The 18,963-nt window shown below is 67.6% G+C and carries 20 protein-coding genes; 17 read left to right on the top strand and 3 right to left on the bottom strand.

Annotated elements, in window-relative coordinates; translation table 11 throughout:
- The first annotated feature begins 57 nt into the window (after positions 1 to 57).
- The 12 genes from DR843_RS05405 (at position 58) to DR843_RS05460 (ending at position 10,841) form a co-directional block, all read left to right on the top strand.
- A complete protein-coding gene (locus DR843_RS05405; protein ID WP_109684440.1) occupies positions 58 to 813 on the top strand; it encodes a YebC/PmpR family DNA-binding transcriptional regulator in 756 nt (251 codons plus the stop codon).
- 97 nt (positions 814 to 910) lie between these two features.
- Positions 911 to 1,432 (top strand): crossover junction endodeoxyribonuclease RuvC, encoded by a 522-nt coding sequence (gene ruvC, locus DR843_RS05410; protein ID WP_109684441.1) that lies wholly within the window; start codon positions 911 to 913, stop codon positions 1,430 to 1,432.
- Positions 1,429 to 2,025: a Holliday junction branch migration protein RuvA gene (gene ruvA / locus DR843_RS05415; RefSeq protein ID WP_109684442.1), complete on the top strand. Its 597-nt coding sequence runs from the start codon at positions 1,429 to 1,431 to the stop codon at positions 2,023 to 2,025. The genes ruvC and ruvA overlap by 4 nt, the downstream gene beginning before the upstream one ends.
- Positions 2,026 to 2,033: 8 nt before the next feature.
- Positions 2,034 to 3,134 (top strand): Holliday junction branch migration DNA helicase RuvB, encoded by a 1,101-nt coding sequence (ruvB, locus tag DR843_RS05420; protein WP_109684443.1) that lies wholly within the window; start codon positions 2,034 to 2,036, stop codon positions 3,132 to 3,134.
- Between the two features lie 132 nt (positions 3,135 to 3,266).
- The gene (yajC, locus tag DR843_RS05425; protein ID WP_109684444.1) at positions 3,267 to 3,722 is read left to right on the top strand and encodes a preprotein translocase subunit YajC; all 456 of its coding nucleotides are present in this window, start codon (positions 3,267 to 3,269) and stop codon (positions 3,720 to 3,722) included.
- 3 nt (positions 3,723 to 3,725) lie between these two features.
- Entirely contained in the window at positions 3,726 to 5,714 is a 1,989-nt protein-coding gene (gene secD, locus DR843_RS05430; RefSeq protein ID WP_245934007.1) for a protein translocase subunit SecD, read from the top strand.
- Positions 5,714 to 6,865 (top strand): protein translocase subunit SecF, encoded by a 1,152-nt coding sequence (secF, locus tag DR843_RS05435; RefSeq protein ID WP_109684445.1) that lies wholly within the window; start codon positions 5,714 to 5,716, stop codon positions 6,863 to 6,865. The genes secD and secF overlap by 1 nt, the downstream gene beginning before the upstream one ends.
- Before the next feature lie 6 nt (positions 6,866 to 6,871).
- Positions 6,872 to 7,390, top strand: coding sequence for an adenine phosphoribosyltransferase (locus tag DR843_RS05440; protein WP_109684446.1), 519 nt, complete (start codon positions 6,872 to 6,874; stop codon positions 7,388 to 7,390).
- Positions 7,391 to 7,469: 79 nt separating this feature from the next.
- Complete coding sequence (locus tag DR843_RS05445) at positions 7,470 to 9,866, top strand: RelA/SpoT family protein (RefSeq protein WP_109684447.1); 2,397 nt, start codon at positions 7,470 to 7,472, stop codon at positions 9,864 to 9,866.
- Between the two features lie 23 nt (positions 9,867 to 9,889).
- Positions 9,890 to 10,279, top strand: coding sequence for a hypothetical protein (locus DR843_RS05450; protein ID WP_170119752.1), 390 nt, complete (start codon positions 9,890 to 9,892; stop codon positions 10,277 to 10,279).
- A gap of 80 nt (positions 10,280 to 10,359) precedes the next feature.
- Positions 10,360 to 10,605, top strand: a complete 246-nt coding sequence (locus DR843_RS05455; RefSeq protein ID WP_146202489.1) for a hypothetical protein — start codon at positions 10,360 to 10,362, stop codon at positions 10,603 to 10,605.
- 14 nt (positions 10,606 to 10,619) lie between these two features.
- On the top strand, positions 10,620 to 10,841 hold the full coding sequence (locus DR843_RS05460) for a hypothetical protein (RefSeq protein ID WP_146202490.1): 222 nt from the start codon (positions 10,620 to 10,622) through the stop codon (positions 10,839 to 10,841).
- A 10-nt stretch (positions 10,842 to 10,851) separates the two neighbouring features.
- Here DR843_RS05460 and DR843_RS05465 read toward each other — a convergent pair whose 3' ends face one another.
- Both DR843_RS05465 and DR843_RS05470 read right to left on the bottom strand, forming a co-directional pair.
- Complete coding sequence (locus DR843_RS05465; protein WP_109684451.1) at positions 10,852 to 12,123, bottom strand: M18 family aminopeptidase; 1,272 nt, start codon at positions 12,121 to 12,123, stop codon at positions 10,852 to 10,854.
- Positions 12,124 to 12,125: 2 nt separating this feature from the next.
- Entirely contained in the window at positions 12,126 to 13,502 is a 1,377-nt protein-coding gene (locus DR843_RS05470) for a DUF349 domain-containing protein (protein ID WP_245934008.1), read from the bottom strand.
- A 121-nt stretch (positions 13,503 to 13,623) separates the two neighbouring features.
- Here DR843_RS05470 and DR843_RS05475 point away from each other — a divergent pair, with 121 nt between their 5' ends.
- From DR843_RS05475 to hisS, 3 genes are all read left to right on the top strand, one after another.
- Complete coding sequence (locus tag DR843_RS05475; protein ID WP_109684453.1) at positions 13,624 to 14,316, top strand: MBL fold metallo-hydrolase; 693 nt, start codon at positions 13,624 to 13,626, stop codon at positions 14,314 to 14,316.
- Between the two features lie 31 nt (positions 14,317 to 14,347).
- Positions 14,348 to 14,905, top strand: a complete 558-nt coding sequence (locus tag DR843_RS05480; protein ID WP_109684454.1) for a GrpB family protein — start codon at positions 14,348 to 14,350, stop codon at positions 14,903 to 14,905.
- A 166-nt stretch (positions 14,906 to 15,071) separates the two neighbouring features.
- The gene (hisS, locus tag DR843_RS05485) at positions 15,072 to 16,415 is read left to right on the top strand and encodes a histidine--tRNA ligase (protein ID WP_109684455.1); all 1,344 of its coding nucleotides are present in this window, start codon (positions 15,072 to 15,074) and stop codon (positions 16,413 to 16,415) included.
- On the opposite strand, the gene DR843_RS05490 is transcribed toward hisS, so the two are convergent.
- Positions 16,404 to 17,027, bottom strand: coding sequence for a hypothetical protein (locus tag DR843_RS05490; RefSeq protein ID WP_109684456.1), 624 nt, complete (start codon positions 17,025 to 17,027; stop codon positions 16,404 to 16,406). The two genes, hisS and DR843_RS05490, sit on opposite strands and share 12 nt — an antisense overlap.
- 78 nt (positions 17,028 to 17,105) lie before the next feature.
- On the opposite strand from DR843_RS05490, the gene xerD reads away from it, so the two are divergent.
- Together xerD and DR843_RS05500 are read left to right on the top strand one after the other, a co-directional pair.
- A complete protein-coding gene (xerD, locus tag DR843_RS05495; protein WP_109684457.1) occupies positions 17,106 to 18,038 on the top strand; it encodes a site-specific tyrosine recombinase XerD in 933 nt (310 codons plus the stop codon).
- A gap of 30 nt (positions 18,039 to 18,068) precedes the next feature.
- Positions 18,069 to 18,962 (top strand): ParA family protein, encoded by an 894-nt coding sequence (locus tag DR843_RS05500; RefSeq protein WP_281268890.1) that lies wholly within the window; start codon positions 18,069 to 18,071, stop codon positions 18,960 to 18,962.
- Position 18,963: the final 1 nt, after the last annotated feature.

The following is an 18,963-nucleotide window of genomic DNA, read 5'->3' on the forward strand; positions in this document are numbered from 1 at the left end:
TCCACGCTCCGGCGCGGATCGGCCGGCGCGCGATCACGAGGAAGCGGTAACAGGGACATGAGTGGTCACTCCAAGTGGGCGACAACCAAGCACAAGAAGGCGGCAATCGACGCCAAGCGCGGCAAGTTGTTCGCCAAGCTGATCAAGAACATCGAGGTCGCGGCCCGCTCCGGCGGTGGCGACCCGGCGGGTAACCCCACGCTCTACGACGCCATCCAGAAGGCCAAGAAGTCTTCGGTCCCCAACGACAACATCGACCGCGCGGTCAAGCGTGGCTCGGGCGCCGAGGCCGGTGGCGCGGAGTACCTGGCGCTGACCTACGAGGGCTACGCCCCCGGCGGTGTCGCGTTGCTGATCGAGTGCCTGACCGACAACAAGAACCGCGCCGTGGCCGAGGTGCGCACCGCCCTGCAGAAGAACGGCGGCTCGATGGCCGACAGCGGTTCGGTCGCCTACCTCTTCCACCGCAAGGGTGTCGTGATCGTGCCCAAGGCGGGCAAGAGCGAGGACGACATCCTGGAGATCGTCCTCGATGCCGGTGCCGAGGAGGTCAACGACTTGGGGGAGTCTTTCGAGATCGTCTCGGAGGCCACCGATTTCGTGGGTGTCCGCGAGGCGTTGCAGGCCGCCGACGTGGACTACGACTCCGCAGAGGCGTCCTGGCTGCCGACGATGGAGATCGAGCTGGATGCCGACGGCGCCAAGAAGATGTTCCGCATCATCGAGGCGCTGGAGGACAGCGACGACGTGCAGAACGTCTACGCCAACGGCGATGTGTCCGATGAGGTGCTCGCCGAGCTCGACGAGGACTGACGAGCCGGGAGGACTGAGCGGCGCGTCGCTCACCGTCGAGGCCGTGACCGGCGGGTAGCGTGAAGCGAACACCTGTTCGTATCGATGGGAGTGGCGCGTGCGAGTTCTCGGGGTCGACCCGGGTCTGACCCGGTGCGGTCTGGGCGTGGTCGAGGGCGGGCTCGGGACGCCGCTGCGGTTGGTCGAGGTGGGTGTGGTCCGTACGCCGATCGACCAGGAGCCAGCCTTGCGGCTGCTCACGCTGCAGACCGAGATCGACGACTGGTTGGAGCGGCTTCGCCCCGATGCGGTCGCCGTCGAACGGGTCTTCGCCAAAGCCAACATCAAGGGGATCATGGGCACCGCCCAGGCCTCGGCGGTCCCGATGCTGGCCGCCGCCCGGCGCGGTCTGCCGTTGGCGATGCACACCCCCTCGGAGGTCAAAGCGGCCGTGACGGGCAACGGCCGGGCCGACAAGAACCAGGTCACGGCCATGGTCACCCGGATCCTGCGACTGCAGGTCGCGCCGAAACCGGCGGACGCGGCCGATGCCATCGCTCTGGCGATCTGTCACTTGTGGCGCGGCGCCGCCCAGGACCGCATTGCCCAAGCCGTCGCCCTGCAGCGGGCCGCGCGATGATCGCCTCGCTGGCCGGCACCGTGGCCGCCGTCGGGCTGGATCACCTGGTGATCGAGGTCGGGGGAGTCGGCCTGCTGGTGCACACCACGCCCGCGACAGCATCCGCGACTCGTCCCGGCACGGCCAGCCGGTTGGCTACCTCGCTGGTGGTCCGCGAAGACTCCCTGACCCTGTTCGGCTTCGACACCGCGGCCGAGCGGGATCTGTTCGAACTGGTGCAGACCGTGTCAGGGGTCGGGCCGCGTTTGGCGTTGGCCATGCTGGCTGTGCACGCGCCGGACCCGTTGCGCGCGGCGATCGCCGGCAGCGACGTGGCGGCACTCACGAAGGTCCCGGGTATCGGCAAGAAGGGTGCTGAGCGGATCGTCCTGGAACTCAAAGACAAAGTCGGCGCCCCCGCGGGCGCGCCGGGCGCCGTACCGTCCATCACCCCGTCGCTGTCGACGGATCAGGATCAGGTGGTCGAGGCGCTGGTCGGTCTGGGGTGGAACGCCAAGCAGGCCGGTGACGCCGTGCTGGCGGTCACCGCCGAAGTCGACGGACTGGATGTGGCCGAGACCTTGCGGGCGGCGTTGCGCCGCCTGGGCCGGTAGGGCGATCGATGACCGACGACGCATACGAGGACTCCTCGATCGACGCCACCGCGCGCGTGGTGGACCCCGGCGGTACCGACGACGAGCGCCGCTTCGAGGCCGCGCTGCGGCCCAAGCGGCTCGCCGATTTCCCCGGCCAACCGCGGGTGAGCTCCCAGTTGGCGCTGGTGCTGGAGGCCGCGCGCCGTCGCGGCGCACCGCCGGACCACGTGCTGCTCTCCGGGCCGCCGGGTCTGGGGAAGACCAGTCTGGCGATGATCATCGCGGCCGAATTGGAGCAACCCATCCGGATCACCAGCGGACCGGCCATCCAGCACGCCGGTGATCTCGCGGCGATCCTGTCCTCGCTCGCCGAGGGTGAGGTCCTCTTCCTCGACGAGATCCACCGGATGGCCCGCCCGGCCGAGGAAATGCTGTATCTGGCCATGGAGGACTTCCGGGTCGACATCATCGTCGGCAAGGGACCGGGCGCCACTGCGATCCCGTTGCAACTGCCGCCGTTCACGGTCGTCGGTGCGACGACCCGGGCCGGGTTGCTGCCGGCACCGTTGCGCGACCGGTTCGGCTTCACCGGGCACCTGGACTACTACTCGGGCGCGGACCTGGCCACGATCCTGCACCGCAATGCCGCGCTGCTGGATGTCGAGTCGACCCCGGACGGCATCAGCGAGATCGCGTCGCGCTCCCGCGGCACGCCGCGGATCGCCAACCGCCTGCTGCGCCGGGTGCGTGATTATGCGCAGGTGCACGGCACCGGCGTGGTGGACCTGGACGCTGCCCGCACGGCGCTGGCGCTGTTCGACGTCGACGTCAGCGGGCTGGACCGCCTGGACCGCGGCGTCCTGGAGGCGCTGTGCAAGCGGTTCGCCGGTGGTCCCGTCGGGCTGACCACGCTGGCCATCGCGGTCGGTGAGGAGCCGGACACCGTCGAGACCGTTGTCGAGCCCTACCTGGTGCGCGAGGGCTACTTGATCCGTACGCCGCGTGGCCGGGCCGCATCCGACAAGGCGTGGGAGCACCTGGGTCTGGCCCCTCCCGAACCCACCGCTCCCACCTCCGCGGGCACCCCCACTCTGCCGTTCGGAAGCGACGAGGGCCGCTTCGGCTGACCCTGTCCGGGAACCGAAGTTGGGTGGGTCACGTTGCTCACCTAGACTCGGGCGTCGGTGCCCCTGCACCAGCCGTCCCGGTTGGCGAAGGTGTCGCGCCCGGCACGACCACGACGTAAGGACTTGGACTTCATGCCTTTCTTGGCAACCGCCGGATCCTCCTCAGGGGGCGGATACGGCAGCTACCTGATCCTGCTGCTCCCTCTGGTGCTCCTGGGCTACCTCTTCTGGACCCAGCGCAAGCGTCAACGGGCCACCCAGGAGCAGCAGGCTGAGATCACCGTCGGCAGCGAAGCCGTCACGACCTCGGGCATCTACGGCACGGTGACCGCCGTCCAGGACCCGGTCATCTCGCTGGAGGTGGCACCAGGGCTCACCCTCAACGTCGATCGCCGCGCGATCCTGCCCCGTGCTGCCCTGGGCGGGCGCACCCGGGCTGGCGTTGTGCCGCCGATCCCGGCCGGCCGGTACGGCGAGTTGCCGGCTGGTGCGACCACGGCGCCGGTGCAGACGCCCGAGCAGGGCACGACGTACGGTCAGGCGGTCGACCAGACCGAGCAGCCGGGACAGTCGCAGGACAAGGACTGATCGGTGGCAAACAACGCCCGGCGCTCACTGCAGGGACACCCCAAACGGGCTCTGTTGAGCCTGCTCGCCATCGCGGCAGCACTCTTCCTCGGGATTGGCGCCACTGTCGCCTGGGGTAACCCGCAAGGTCAATGGACCCCCAAGCTCGGCCTGGACCTCGAAGGTGGCCGGCAGATCATCCTGCAGCCGCAGGTCGGCAAGGGGGAGTCGGTCAACTCCGGGCAGATGCAGCAGGCGGTTGACATCATCCGCAAGCGGGTCGACGCCACCGGCGTCGCCGAAGCCGAAGTGACCACTCTGGGGTCGGACAGCATCGTCGTCTCGATCCCGGGTGACCCCTCCGAGGACATCCTCAACTCGTTGGCGCAGTCCTCCCAGTTGGCATTCCGGGCGGTGATTGCCTCGACGCAGATCAGCAACGAGCAGATCACCCCGACCCTGCCCACGCCGTACACTCCCACGCCGACGAGCACCTCGACAGCCTCGGGATCGGCCACCTCCTCGGCCAGCCCGACTGCCTCGGCGACCCCAACATCCGCTGCGAGCGCCTCACCCACCGCGGCCAATGCGCCGCTGCCGCAAGCGTTCCCGGCGGCGACGACCACCGCGACGCCCACTCCGACTCCGACGTCGACCTCGGCCGCCGCGAGCACCACCGCAGCCACCGCGTCCGCGACGCCCACGGCATCGGGTACGGCGACGTCCGGCGCAGCTGCTGACACCAAGCCCAAGAACGCCAGTGACACCGCATGGCAGAGTCAGCCGGTCGCGCAGTACTGGATCGACACCGGCTATGTCACCAAGGGTCAGACCTACAACGACCTCTACACGGCGTTCTCCTGCACCAACAACAACCCGGCGGTCGGCCCGACGGCCACCCAGTGGCGGGAAGCGGCCGCTTCGGCGCCGCTGAACCAGCCGAGCGTGGGCTGTGACGCCGCGAACAAGTACCTCATGGGCCCTTCCGAGGTCAACGGATCGCAGATCACCGACGCCAGCTACGGACAGAAGACCAACTCCGCCGGTGTGGCCACCGGCGAGATCGTCGTCAACCTGTCCTTCAACAGCGCGGGCGCCAAGGCCTTTGGCGAGGTTTCCACTCGACTGCTGAGCCTGCAGAGCCCGCAGAACCAGTTCGCGATCGTCGTGGACGGCGGCGTGATCTCCGCGCCCCAGTCGCAGAGCGCGATCACCAACGGTCAGGCGCAGATCTCGGGTTCGTTCACCGAGGACAGCGCCAAGACGTTGGCCGACCAGTTGAAGTTCGGCGCGTTGCCGTTCTCCTTCAACCAGGTCTCCTCCGAGCAGATCAGTCCGCAGCTGGGTTCGGATCAGCTCAAGTGGGGTTTGATCGCCGGTCTCATTGGTCTTGCGCTCGTGGTGATCTACTCCCTCTTCCAGTACCGCGCGCTGGGTCTGGTCACTGTGGCCTCCCTCGGTGTTGCCGCCCTGTTGTCGTACGGCGCGGTGACCTTCCTGGGGTGGGCGAACAACTTCCGCCTCACGATGGCCGGTGTGACGGGTCTGATCGTGGCGATCGGTATCACCGCGGACAGTTTCATCGTCTACTTCGAGCGAGTCCGCGATGAAGTGCGGATCGGCCGGCCCCTGCGGGCGGCGGTGCAAACCGGGTGGGCCCGCGCGCGCCGTACGATCATCATTTCTGACGCGGTGAACTTCCTGGCAGCAGCGGTCCTTTACATCCTTTCCGAGAGCAACGTGAAGGCCTTCGCCTTCACTCTCGGGCTGACCACGATCATCGACCTGATCGTCGTCACGATGTTCACGCATCCGGTGCTGACGCTGCTATCCCGCACGCAGTTCTTCGGCGGTGGGCACAAGTGGAGCGGCTTCGACCCCGAGCGACTGGGTGCGCGCACGGTGACCTACGCCGGTCGGGGCCGGGTGACTATCGCGGACCGCAAGGCCGCCGAGCGTAAGGGCAGTGACAGCGATGCGGATGCGGTCGCTCCGGCAGGAGGGAACGCCTGATGGCCAGCTTCGCCAAATTCGGTAACGACCTGTTCACCGGTCGCCGGCAGATCGACTTCATCGGCAAACGCCGCCGCTGGTATCTGGTCAGCCTGGTGCTGATCGTCCTGGCGCTGATCGGCATCTTCGGCCGTGGGCTGAACTTCTCGCTGGAGTTCACCGGGGGTTCCGAAGTCCGCGTGGCCTCGGTCAGTTCGGCGCAGATGGCCGACTACGACCAGCGCGCCCGGGACACCGTGCGCCAGGCCACCGGCTCCGATGACAACCTGATCATCACCAAACTCGGCGACGACACCGTGCGCGTGCAGTCCGAGAAGCTTGGCAACGGTTCCGCCGCAGCCACCGAGCAGGTGCGCGTGGCGCTGGCCAAGCAGTTCCAGGTCCCCGAGAGTGCGGTGACCACACAGTTCATCGGCCCCTCGTGGGGGGAGACCGTGACCCGCAAGGCGATCATCGCGTTGATCGTCTTCCTGGTGTTGGTGTCGGTGGTGCTGGCGATTTACTTCCGCACCTGGACGATGGCCGCAGCGGCCGTCATCGCGCTGCTGCACGACCTGATCATCACCGTTGGTATCTACGCCCTGACCGGCTTGGAGGTCTCGCCGGCCACGATGATCGGGTTCCTGACCATCCTGGGCTACTCGATGTACGACACCGTCGTTGTGTTCGACAAGGTGCGCGAGAACACCCAGGACGCCGCCCGGACCGGGCGCCGCACCTACGCCCAGGCGGCCAACTACGCGGTGAACCAGACGCTGGTGCGCTCGATCAACACCTCTGTGGTGGCGCTGCTGCCCATCGCGGCGTTGCTGATCATCGGCTACTTCTTCATCGGCCCGGGCACTCTGTTGGACCTGTCGTTGGCGTTGTTCATCGGTATCGCGGTCGGCACCTACTCATCGATCTTCGTGGCGACGCCGGTGCTGGCCTCCTTGCGCAGCCGGGAGCCGGCGATCAAGGAGCAGGACCGCCGGGCGCTGGCTTACCAGGCCGCCCAGGCCAAGGCCCTGGACGAGGTGGGCGGGGAGCACCGCAGCGCGGAATCCATCTCCGGTGTCATCGAGCCGGAGCAGGAGAAAGCGGTGGCAAGCGCACACTCGCGGGCGCGCACCCGTCGAGACATCCACCCCCGGGCCAAGCGGGAGGACTAGGCGGCGATGGTCAAGGAACTCATCCTGGAGCACACCCGGGACGTCGCGGACTTTCCGGAGCCCGGGGTGCAGTTCAAGGACCTCACGCCGCTGTTCGCGGCGCCGGAGGCGTTCCGCTCGGTCGTGAGCGACATCGGCTCGCGCTACCGCGGCACGGTCGATGTCGTCGTGGGCATCGAGGCGCGTGGGTTCATCCTGGCCGCTCCGGTGGCAATGGCGATGGACCTGCCGTTCGTGCCGGTCCGTAAGGCCGGCAAGCTGCCCGGACCCACCCTGCGCCAGGAGTATTCGCTGGAGTACGGCACCGCCACGATCGAGGTGCACTCGGATTCGTTGCGGGCCGGCCAACGCGTTCTGCTCCTGGACGACGTCCTGGCGACCGGCGGAACGGCTGCTGCGGCGGCAAGCCTGATCCAGCGCACCGGCGCGAAGGTCGCCGCGATCGAGATGCTGATGGAGCTCGGCTTCCTCGACGGCCGGGCCAAGTTGGCCGAGTACGACGTGAACTGCCTGGTGTTGGTCTAAGCGCGACACGATGTGGCGCACAGTGCACTAGCCAGCTGTTCGGCGACGGGCTGGTTGAGAGGGCAACTAGACTTCTGTCATGACGGATGCGGGACGCGGCGATCGAGGGCAAGGCACGCCGACCGCCGCCCGGGTGCGCAACCGCCTGGTGCGCCTGGGGCAGCCCCGCACCAGCACCAACCGGGTTCTCGAACCGCTGCTGCGCACGGTGCGCGCGACGCACCCCAAAGAGGACCTGTCGGTCATCGAGCGGGCCTACGAGGTCGCCGAGCGGGCGCACCGCGGACAGATGCGCAAGAGCGGCGATCCGTACATCACCCATCCGCTGGCCGTCTGCACGATTCTGGCCGAACTGGGCATGACCCCGCCGACCCTGGCGGCGGCGCTGTTGCACGACACGGTCGAAGACACCGAGTACTCCCTCGAACGCCTGCGCGCTGACTTCGGCGACGAGATCGCCGGGATGGTCGACGGCGTCACGAAGCTGGACAAGGTCACCTACGGTGACGCGGCGCAGGCCGAGACGGTCCGCAAGATGGTCATCGCGATGGCCAAGGACATCCGGGTCCTGGTCATCAAACTGGCCGACCGGCTGCACAACGCACGCACCTGGCGTTACGTGTCGCAGGCCTCCGCCCAGCGCAAGGCCACCGAGACCCTGGAGATCTACGCCCCGCTAGCCCACCGCCTGGGTATGAACACCATCAAGTGGGAGTTGGAGGACCTGTCCTTCGCCACGCTCTACCCAAAGGTGTACGACGAGATCGCCCGCTTGGTCGCTGAGCGGGCACCCGCCCGCGAGGAGTACCTCAGCAGCGTCCGGGAGCAGGTGACGGCGGATCTGCGGGCCGCGAAGATCAAAGCGACGGTGACCGGTCGACCGAAGCACTACTACTCCGTGTACCAGAAGATGATCGTGCGCGGCCGTGACTTCGAGGAGATCTACGACCTCGTCGCGGTGCGGGTGCTGGTGGAGTCGGTGCGCGATTGCTACGCGGTGCTGGGCACCTTGCACACCCGGTGGAGTCCGCTGCCCGGGCGGTTCAAGGACTACATCGCGATGCCGAAATTCAACATGTACCAGTCGTTGCACACGACGGTTGTGGGGCCTGAGGGCAAACCGGTCGAAATCCAGATCCGCACCTATCAGATGCACCGCCGCGCGGAGTACGGCGTGGCCGCGCACTGGAAGTACAAGGACGATGCGCGCAACGCGGCCGCCGGTATCGACGGCAGCGACGGCAAGTCCGGGTCGCTGAACGAGATGGCCTGGCTGCGGCAACTGATGGAGTGGCAACGGGAGACCGCTGACCCGGGGGAGTTCCTGGATTCGCTGCGCTTCGACGTGGGGTCACGCGAGGTCTACGTCTTCACGCCGAAGGGCGCGATCATCGGCTTGCCCGCCGGGTCGACTCCCGTCGATTTCGCGTACGCCGTGCACACCGAAGTCGGGCACCACACAATCGGGGCGCGCGTCAACGGTCGACTGGTCCCGCTGGAGTCGCCGCTGGAGATCGGTGACTCGGTCGAGATCCTCACCTCCAAAGCTGACAACGCCGGCCCCAGCAGGGACTGGTTGTCCTTCGTCCGCAGTCCCCGTGCCCGCAACAAGATCCGGCAGTGGTTCTCCAAGGAGCGCCGCGAAGAAGCCATCGAGCGCGGCAAGGACGCGCTGGCCAAGACGCTGCGCAATCAGGGTCTGGGCATCCAACGGCTCATGTCACCGGAGTCGATGCGTTTGGTCGCCGATCAACTGCACTACGCCGACATTGATGGCTTGTACGCCGCCGTCGGTGACGGGCACGTCTCGGCCGAGCACGTGGTCAGCCAACTCGTCGCAGCGCTCGGGGGAGAGGATGCGACCACCGAGGACCTGGCCGAAGCGACGACCCCGACCACCTCGCGCTCGGTGCGCACTCGCTCCGCCGACCCGGGGGTCACCGTCGTGGGCGCGGACGATGTGTGGGTGAAGCTGGCTCGCTGCTGCACGCCGGTGCCCGGTGACGACATCATCGGTTTCGTCACGACCGGTAACGGCGTGTCGGTGCACCGCCGGGACTGCGTCAACGCCCAGCAGTTGCTCAAGCAGCCGGACCGGATCATCCCGGTGGAGTGGGCCCCGTCGTCGGCGAGTGTCTTCCTGGTCCAGCTGCAGGTCGAGGCGTTGGACCGCAACCGGCTCCTGTCCGATGTCACGCGGGTGCTGTCGGACCAACACGTCAATATCCTGTCGGCGAGTGTCGCGACCAGCCGCAACCGAGTTGCCATGTCCCGCTTCACGTTTGAGATGGGTGACCCCAGCCACCTCGACCATGTGATCAAGGCTGTGCGCAAGATCGACGGCGTCTTCGACGTCTATCGCATCACCGGTGGTACCCAACGCCCCGCCACCGAGGACGCGGTCGATGCCGTGACGGGTCAGCCGGCCGACGGGACGACGCAGCCGACCGTCGCCGGCGAACCGGTGGACCGCTGATCGCCAACACCGCGCGACGGCTCTTGGGGCGGGTCAGCGCGGCCGACGTCGTCGATGTCTTCGTCTACGTCGTTGTCCTCAACCTCGCCATCGAGTACTTCCCGCGCGTCGTGTCAGAGTCCTTCACGATGTCGTTGCTTACGGCGGTCCTGCTCAAGGTGGTCCTCGAAGGGGTGGTCTTCCTCAAGGATCGGGTGAAGGCCAGATCCAAAGCGGCAACGACGCCTGCGGGCAAGACCGTTGCCGCAGTTGCGCTGTGGGCGTTGCTGTTTGGCAGCAAATTCGTCGTACTCGAAATCATCGGATGGGTCTTCGCCGGCCACGTGAAGCTCGGCGGCTTCTTCGCGGTGACCGGGTTGATCCTGGTGTTGATGGTCGCCCGCTCCGCCGTCCGTCGACTGCTGGTCTGTTAGCGTGCGATGACCCAGCAACGACCAGGAGGCGTGAGCCGGTGCCTGTCAGCCGCCGCACTCTGGCAGTCAATACCGCCTGGGTGGCACCGGTATTGTTTGTCGGAGTCGTAACGCCGGTAGCGTCGGCGTCCTCCGGGCCCGCACCGAACTCCAGCGCAAACTACTTCTGGGACGCCGAGTCGCAGGACACCTACACCCGCCTCGAACCGGCCGCTGGGGATCTGCGTTTCAACTATTCCACGCAGATCAGTTACCAGGCCGATCCGTACGTGCCTCCGCCGGATGGCGCCTGCCTTGAGGTGACCATCTCGTCACCCAACTGGTGACCCAGGAAATGCTGGTGACTGCCGACTGGGTCAAGGTGTCGCCGGACGGCAACGGGCCGAGCACGACGTTCACCTATCGCAAGTGCCCCAGCGCGCAGGGTGGCGGCTTGTCGGTGAACTTTGTCGGGTCTGAGGCTGGACCGATCGACAGCTCCAGCAGCATGTTGCTGACCAACGGTGGCGACACAACGTGGAGCAATTTCACCTCGGACGCGTCCACCACGCTGGTCGCGTAGCGCGCAGCGGTCAACTCAGGAACGCCGTAAGAGCGGCGGCGTACATCTTCTGGTCGGCGACTCCGGTCACCTCGCGCGCCGAGTGCATCGATAACATCGCGGCCCCGAAATCGACGGTGGTCACGCCGGTCAGCGCAGCGGTCATCGGGCCCACGGTCGACCCGCAGGGCAGGTCCGAACGCACCACGAACTCCTGGCACGGGACCCCCGCCCGTGCGCACGCGTCCTTGAACGCGGCGGCACCCACCGCGTCGGTGGCGTACCTCAGGTTGGTGTTGATCTTCAGCACCGGGCCACCGTCGATCGCGATCTGGTGCTGCGGCTCGTGCCGGTCGGCGTAGTTCGGGTGCGTCGCGTGCGCCATATCGCCCGAGGCGACGATCGAACCGGCCAGGGCCACATGCAGATCCTCGCGGTTGCCGCCGAGGGTCAGCACGATCCGCTCCAGCACGGTCATCAGCAGGTTGGAGAACGCGCCGCGCTCGGACATCGAGCCGATCTCCTCGTGATCGAACAACGCGATGAGGCGGGTGCCCGGGTGACCGATCGGCTGGTCGACGGCCGCGATCAACGCCTCGGTCGCGGCGTACGACGTGGCCAGATTGTCCAACCGGCCACTGGCCAACAGTTCCTGGTTGCGCCCGATCAGGGCTGGTGGTTGGGCGTCGTGGGTCATCGCGTCCCAGGCCAGGACATCGCCCGGCTCCACGCCGACCAATGAGGCGAGGTACGCCGCGAAGTCACCGGGCGCGCTACCCAACCCCCAGTGCGCGGCCAGGTGCTGCTGGGCGTTGAACTGCTCACCCTCGCGGACACTGCGGTCCAGGTGGATCGCCAGACGGGACACCCGCAGGATCGGGTCGTCGACCTGGAACAACCGCTCCTGCCGTTGGAGGTAACCGTCGTTGACCACGACGCGCCCGGACAGGCCCAGGTCGCGATCCAACCAGCTGTTGATGATCGGGCCGCCGTAGACCTCGACTCCCAGCAGTTGGTGACCGGCGCGCGCGAAGTCCGGGCGCGGCTTGATCCGCAGGTTGGGGGAGTCGGTGTGCGCCCCGACGATCAGGAAGCCGTCCGAGGGTAACTGCGCCTGCTCGGTGGACCAGGCGATCAACGAGCCGCCGCGGCGGATGAAGTACCGCCCACGCTGATGCTCCCACGGGGCGATCTCCATGAGTTCCTGGAACCCGGCGGCTTCGAGCAACCGGGCGCTGGAACGCGCCGCGTGGAACGGTGAGGGTGACTCCCGCAGGTACTCCAGCAGGCCGTCCGTCGACATCCTCAGGCGTCCAGGTCGCCGGCGCTGGCCCGGACCTGCTCCAACCAGGCGCTGCGGGCTGCGAGGGCTTCCTGCAGTTCCTTCACCTTCTTGTCGTTGCCTGCGGCAACCGCTTTGTCCAACTGCTTCTGCACGTCGGCCAGGCCCTTCTCCAACTGCTCCACCATCGACCGGGCGCGGGCGGTGATCTCCGGGTCGGTGCGCTTCCACTTGTTCTGCTCGGCGTCCCGGACGGCTTGCTCGATGCGGCGCATCCCGCGCTCGATACGGTCCATGTCCTTGCGCGGCACCTTGCCCGCGGCATCCCAGGCGTCCTGGATCGGTCGCAAGGCCGCCTTGGCGGCGTCGACGTCCTTGACCTTGCCGTCTGCGGGCACGATCTTCTGTGCCTTGGCCAGCAGGTCCTCCTTGACCTTCAGGTTCGCTTCGAACTCCTCGTTCTCGGCGGCGACCACGGCGTCCTTGGCGTTGAAGAACGCGTCCTGGGCGGCCTTGAACTGCGCCCACAACGCGTCATCCTCGGAGCGGGAAGCCCGACCGGCCTTCTTCCACTCACCCATCAACCGCTTGAAGGCGCCGGCGGTGGCGTTCCAGTCCGTCGAGGTGGACAGTTGCTGAGCTTCAGCGACCAGTTTGGTCTTGGTCGCCTTGGCCTCACCGTGCTCCTGGTCGAGTTTGGCGAAGAAGTTGCGCCGGGTCTTGTCGAAGCCGTTGCGGGCGTGGCTGAACCGAGTCCACAGCGCGCTCTCCACGTCCTTGTCCAGGCGGGCGCCGCTGCGCTGCGCGGTCTTCCACTCATCGAGCAGCTCGCGCATCCGGCTGGTCGCGGACTTCCACTGCATCCGCTCGGGCGCGGTGGCGGCGAGCGCTTCCGCCTCGACGACCAGCTTCTCGCGGTCTTCGGCGGCCTGGGCCTTGGCCGCGGCACGAGCCTCACCCTCGACCTGACCTTTAACGGCTAACGCGGTCGCAATCTGCTCCACGAGGCCGTCGAGGGCCGCCAGGTCACCCACGACGTGCGCTTCGGCCACCTGTGTGCGCAGGGCGGCGAGTTGCTGCTGGCCGCTGGCGGTCGACAGGTCGGTCTGGGTGACCCGCTGCAGCAGCAATCGCGCCGAACCGGCCAGCTCGTCGTACTTGCGCGCGAAGAACGCGATGGCCTCTTGCGGGGTCGCATCCGGATAGGTGCCGACCTCACGCTCACCGTCCGGGGTGCGGACCATCACCACACCCTCGTCGGTCACCCGGCCGAACGATGCCGCATCGCTGGTGGGCGCCGCCGTGGCCGTCACGGTCGGGCCTGCCGCGGCAACCGGGGCGATACTCGCCGGGGAGGGCCGAGGAGCAGGTGGCGTGGGCTTCGGAGCGTCGGAAGACATCAGATGACCTTTGTGTCGGTGAAAGAGCGCCTGCGGGGTTGTCAGTTCCCCGCCGCCAGCCAGTCTAGGCCGGGCGTGGCCCCGCTCACGTGGGTTGGGCGTACGGCTACGCTCGATCATCGTGCTGCTCTATGCCATCCCGGCTCCCGTGTTCGGGACCAACTGCTACGTGCTGGGTACCGGTGTCGGGCAGGAGTGCGTGGTCGTGGATCCCGGGATCGGGGTCTACGAGCCGCTGATGGAGCTGCTGCGCGAGCAGAAACTCAAGCCGACTGCCGTCCTGCTGACGCACGGCCACCTGGACCACACCTACAGCGTGACGCCGGTGTGCGGCGGCACGATCGGTGCCTACATCCATTCTGAGGATCGCTACCGGTTGGTCGATCCGCTGGCCGAAGTCGGTCCGCAGCTGTTGATGGGTCTGGAGCAGCAGTTCGGTCAGCGGGCCACGTGGGCGCAGCCAGACGACGTACGGGAAATCGGTGACGGGCAAACTCTCGAACTGGCGGGCCTCACGTTCGACGTACGACATGCGCCGGGTCACACCGAAGGCAGCGTGATCTTCGGTCTGGGGGTCGTCCCCGACCAGGTCGCTGACTCCGGTCTGGCCCGCACCGCCCTGTCCGGAGACGTCCTGTTCGCGGGATCCATCGGCCGCACCGACCTACCGGGCGGCTCGCACCCCGCGATGCTCGAGTCGCTGCGCACGGTTGTCCTTCCCCTGGCGGACGCGACACTCGTCCTGCCCGGTCATGGCAGCGCAACAACCATGGCGAACGAACGCGCCACCAACCCCTACCTACAGGGTCTGTAGCCCCCTGGAAAAGCCCCAGTAGGCTCGGGCGGTGCCGCCTCCCCGCCGTTCGGACATTGCCACCGTGGAACTGATCGGTGGCATCGAGAAGCGAGAGCTTGTCCTTGCCGACCCGGATCCGGACTGGCCGCGGATTTTCCAGATCCACGAATACCGCATCCGAACTGCGCTGGGCAGTACAGCCGTGTCGGTTGAGCACATCGGCTCGACGGCGGTCCCGGGACTCGCGGCCAAGCCGATCATCGACATCCTCGTGCTGGTCCATGACATCACGGCGGAGGAGGACTATCTGCCGCCACTGGTCAACGCGGGATATGTCGTCCGCGTCCGCGAGCCGGGGCACCGGTTAGTGCGAACGCCGAGCCTGGACACGCACGTGCACATCTTGCAGGTGGGTGACCCCGCTGCAGCCGACTATCTGCTGCTGCGGGACCACCTTCGCACCGATGAGGCCGACCGTCTGCTGTACGAGCGCGTCAAACGGGACCTGTTGGCTCGGAGTTGGGAGGACATGAACGCCTACGCCGATGCCAAGACCGAGGTCATCGCGGCGATCAAGCAGCGGGCGCGCGAGGGCCGCTTGCAGTAGTTCGGTTATCTGCACTTACTCGGACGTTTGCGGCGGTGATTTCCGAGTTAGTGCCGATTGCCGAGTATCTGACGGCTACGGCGGCCGACCGTTTTGCTCTTCGTGGCCCGCAGCGGCGAGCATGGAGCACGAGCACAGAACCAACGGATGAGGACACCGACGCATCATGGCCAGCAAGGTCACGCCAATCAGCGGCTTCCAGGAATGGTTGCCGGCCCAGCGCATCGCCGAGCAGTACGTGCTCGACACCATCCGCGAGGTTTTCGAACTGCACGGCTTCGCCTCGATCAACACCCGTGCGGTGGAGCCCGTCGACCGGCTCGCCGGCCAGGGCGAGGACGCCGACAAAGAGATCTACGGCGTACGTCGATTGGCCGCCGAAGCGGGTGAGCCCACCGAACTGGGCCTGCACTTCGACCTGACCGTGCCGTTCAGCCGGTACGTCGTGGAGAACGCCGGGAAGCTGACCTTCCCGTTCCGCCGCTATCAGATCCAGCCCGCCTGGCGCGGTGAGCGCCCGCAGCGCGGCCGCTACCGCGAGTTCATCCAGGCCGACGTCGACATCGTCGACACCGGCGAGTTGCCCTTCCACTACGAGGTCGAACTGCCGCTGGTCATCGCCGACGTCTTCAGCCGGTTGCCGGTCGGGGAGTACGTGATCCTGGTCAACAACCGCAAGATCTGCGAGGGCTTCTACCGGGGCCTGGGCATCGAGGATGTCGTGCAGACGCTGCGCACCATCGACAAGCTGGACAAGATCGGCGCCGACGGCGTGACCAAGGTGCTGGGCGAGCAGGGGCTGAGCGCCGAGCAGATCCGGCAGTGCCTGGCGTTGGCGCAGATCTCCAGCACCGACACCTCCTTCGCCGACGAGGTCCGCGCGCTCGGGGTCAGTCACCCGCTGCTGGACGAAGGACTGGAGCAGCTCACCGCGATCATGGCCGTCGCCGGTGAGCTGGCACCCGGCGTCCTGCGCGCGGAGCTGAAGATCGCCCGTGGTCTGGACTACTACACCGGCACGGTCTACGAGACGTTGCTGTTGCGCCAACCGGAGTACGGCTCGATCTGTTCCGGGGGCCGGTACGACGCCCTGGCCTCGGACGGCAAACGCACCTATCCGGGGGTCGGGATCTCGATCGGGGTCTCGCGGCTGCTGGGTCTGCTGATCGGCGAGGAGGGTCTGACCGCTTCCCGGGAGACCCCGGTCGCGGTGCTGGTGGCGGTGAACGACGAAGCGCAGCGGACGGATTCGATGCGGATCGCCACGGCGTTGCGGACCCGCGGTATCAACACCTTGGTGGCGCCGAAGGCCGCGAAGTTCGGTAAGCAGATCCAGTTCGCCGACCGGCGCGGGATCCCGTTCGTGTGGTTCCCGGGCGCGGGCGAGGCCGGTCAGGACCAGGTCAAGGACATCCGCAGCGGTGAGCAGGTCGACGCCGACCCGGGGTCCTGGTCGCCTGATCAGCAGGACCTGCGACCGACGCTGGTCAGCCCGGACTCAGTCGGCTGACACCCCTGGCACCGCGCGGCGTAAGCCCAACTGCGCCAGTCGGAGGTCGGCCAGGCCGCGCACGGCAGTGGGGTCGGCATGCTGCCAGGCGCCCACGGGGTCCGGATGCACCGCGAGCAACGAGGCCGGCTTGGAACTCTCCAGGGCGTCCCACGCCAGGAGAGTGTCGCCGCCGGGCATCTGCATCCGCCGCTTCGCCACCGACGCGCGGCGCACCCACGGCAACCGCAGCCCCAGCCACAGCATCACGGCCACGAAGATCGAGCTGAGCGCGATCGTCGCGGCCAGCAACCAGCCGAGCCGGTCGATGTTGACGGCGAAGGTCTGCCCGGCGTCCCGGACGCTGATGCCTGCGCCGGCAGCGGACTGGAACGGCTCCTGCAGGCTGGACCCCACCAGCGGGATGTCGCTCGCTTTCTGGGCCAACGTGCGCATCTGCTCATCGAACGTCGACCCGCCGTCCCGCATCTGCCGCCCCGCGTCCGCGAGGTCACGCATGCGCGCCCCGACGGTCCAGGCCAGCCAGCACAACACGACGCTCCACACCAATAGCAGGACGTCGATGACGATTTGGATCGTGCGCCGGGTGGGGGTGTTGGAGTACAGCGTCACGGCAACCTCCGGGAGGACAGGGACCGGACACGCCGGACCGGTTGTGCTGCGAACCTAGCGCAGTACCCGCGGCGGACAATGGGCACCGTGGTGACCCTTCTGGAACGCGCAGCGGGCGGCTGGTTGGACCATCTGCGCGTGGAGCGCGGCGTGTCGGTCCACACCCTGCGGGCCTACCGCCGCGACCTGGGCCGGTACGCCGAGTACCTCACCAGTCGTGGGGTGAGCGACCCCGCGGCCGTCGCCGAACGCGACATCAGCGATTTCCTGGCGGCGCTGCGCGAAGGGGACGCCGACCACCCGCCCCTGGCGGCCAGCAGCGCCGCCCGCACCCTGGTCGCGGTCCGCGGTTTCCACAAATTCCTGGCGCTGGAAGGCGACACTCAGCAGAACGTCGCGGCCGCCGTACAGCCCCCTCGTCCGCCGGCGCGGTTGCCCAAGGCGATCAGCATCGACGAGGTCGAGCGGTTGCTGTCGGTAGCCAGCACCGGTGACACCCCGGCCGCATTACGTGACCGGGCGTTGCTGGAGTTGCTCTACGGCGTCGGCGCTCGGGTCAGCGAGGCGACCGGACTGGACGTCGACGACGTGGACCTGGAGCAGGATCTGGTGCGGGTCTTCGGCAAGGGCGGCAAGGAACGCCTCATTCCGTTGGGGCAGTATGCCAAAGAGGCGCTGATCGCCTACCTGGTGCGGGCGCGACCGGTCCTGGTCGCGGGCGGTAAGGGCACGCCGGCGTTGTTTGTGAACCAACGCGGCGGCCGGTTGTCGCGGCAGTCGGTGTGGAACATCATCCAGGCCTGCGGGCAGCGCGCCGATCTGGACGCCCACCTGAGCCCGCACACGTTGCGGCACTCCTTCGCGACCCACTTGCTCGACGGTGGCGCGGACGTGCGGGTCGTGCAGGAACTCCTGGGTCACGCCTCGGTCACGACCACCCAGATCTACACGATGGTCAGTGCCACCCACCTGCGCGAAGTGTTCGCGGCGGCCCATCCCCGGGCCCGGTGATCCGGCGAGTCCTGCATTAGGGTTGGGGCGATCGGCGCGACGCCGAACGATCACGACCCGGGAGTGTTGGTGTCCAAGAAGGAGAAGCTCGGCCCGACCGGCCGCCCCCTACCGTCCTTCCCGATTCCGCGGCCGCTGGCGCAGCACGGTCCGGCGCGGATCATCGCGATGTGCAACCAGAAGGGCGGCGTCGGCAAGACCACCAGCACCATCAACCTGGGTGCCGCACTGGCCGAATACGGCCGCAAGGTGCTGCTCGTGGACTTCGACCCCCAGGGTGCGCTGTCGGTCGGGCTCGGAGTGCCGACCCACGAGCTGGACACCACCGTCTACAACCTGCTGGTCGAGCGTGGGCACGACATCCACGACGTCATCCAGCCCACGAACACCCCCGGCCTGGACGTGCTGCCGGCCAATATCGACCTGTCCGCGGCCGAGGTGCAACTGGTCAACGAGGTCGCCCGGGAGATGGTGCTGGCCCGGGTGCTGCGACCGGTCGCCGACGAGTACGACGTGATCCTGATCGACTGCCAGCCCTCCCTCGGTCTGTTGACGGTCAACGCCCTCACCGCCGCGCATGGCGTACTGATCCCGTTGGAGTGCGAGTTCTTCGCGATGCGCGGGGTGGCGCTGCTGATCGACACCATCGACAAGGTCACCGACCGTCTCAACCCGCGTCTGGAGATCGACGGCATCCTGGCCACGATGTACGACGGGCGCACCCTGCACAGCCGTGACGTGCTCGCCTCCGTGGTGGATCACTTCGGGGACAAGGTCTTTCACACTGTGATCGGGCGCACGGTGAAATTCCCCGACGCCACGTTGGCCGCGCAGCCGATCACCGCGTACGCCTCCTCGCACGGTTCAGCGGAGGCCTACCGGCAGTTGGCCCGCGAGCTGATCGCGCGCGGCGCGGCGGCGTGAC

This window comes from Branchiibius hedensis, assembly GCF_900108585.1.
Taxonomy (GTDB): Bacteria; Actinomycetota; Actinomycetes; order Actinomycetales; family Dermatophilaceae; genus Branchiibius; species Branchiibius hedensis.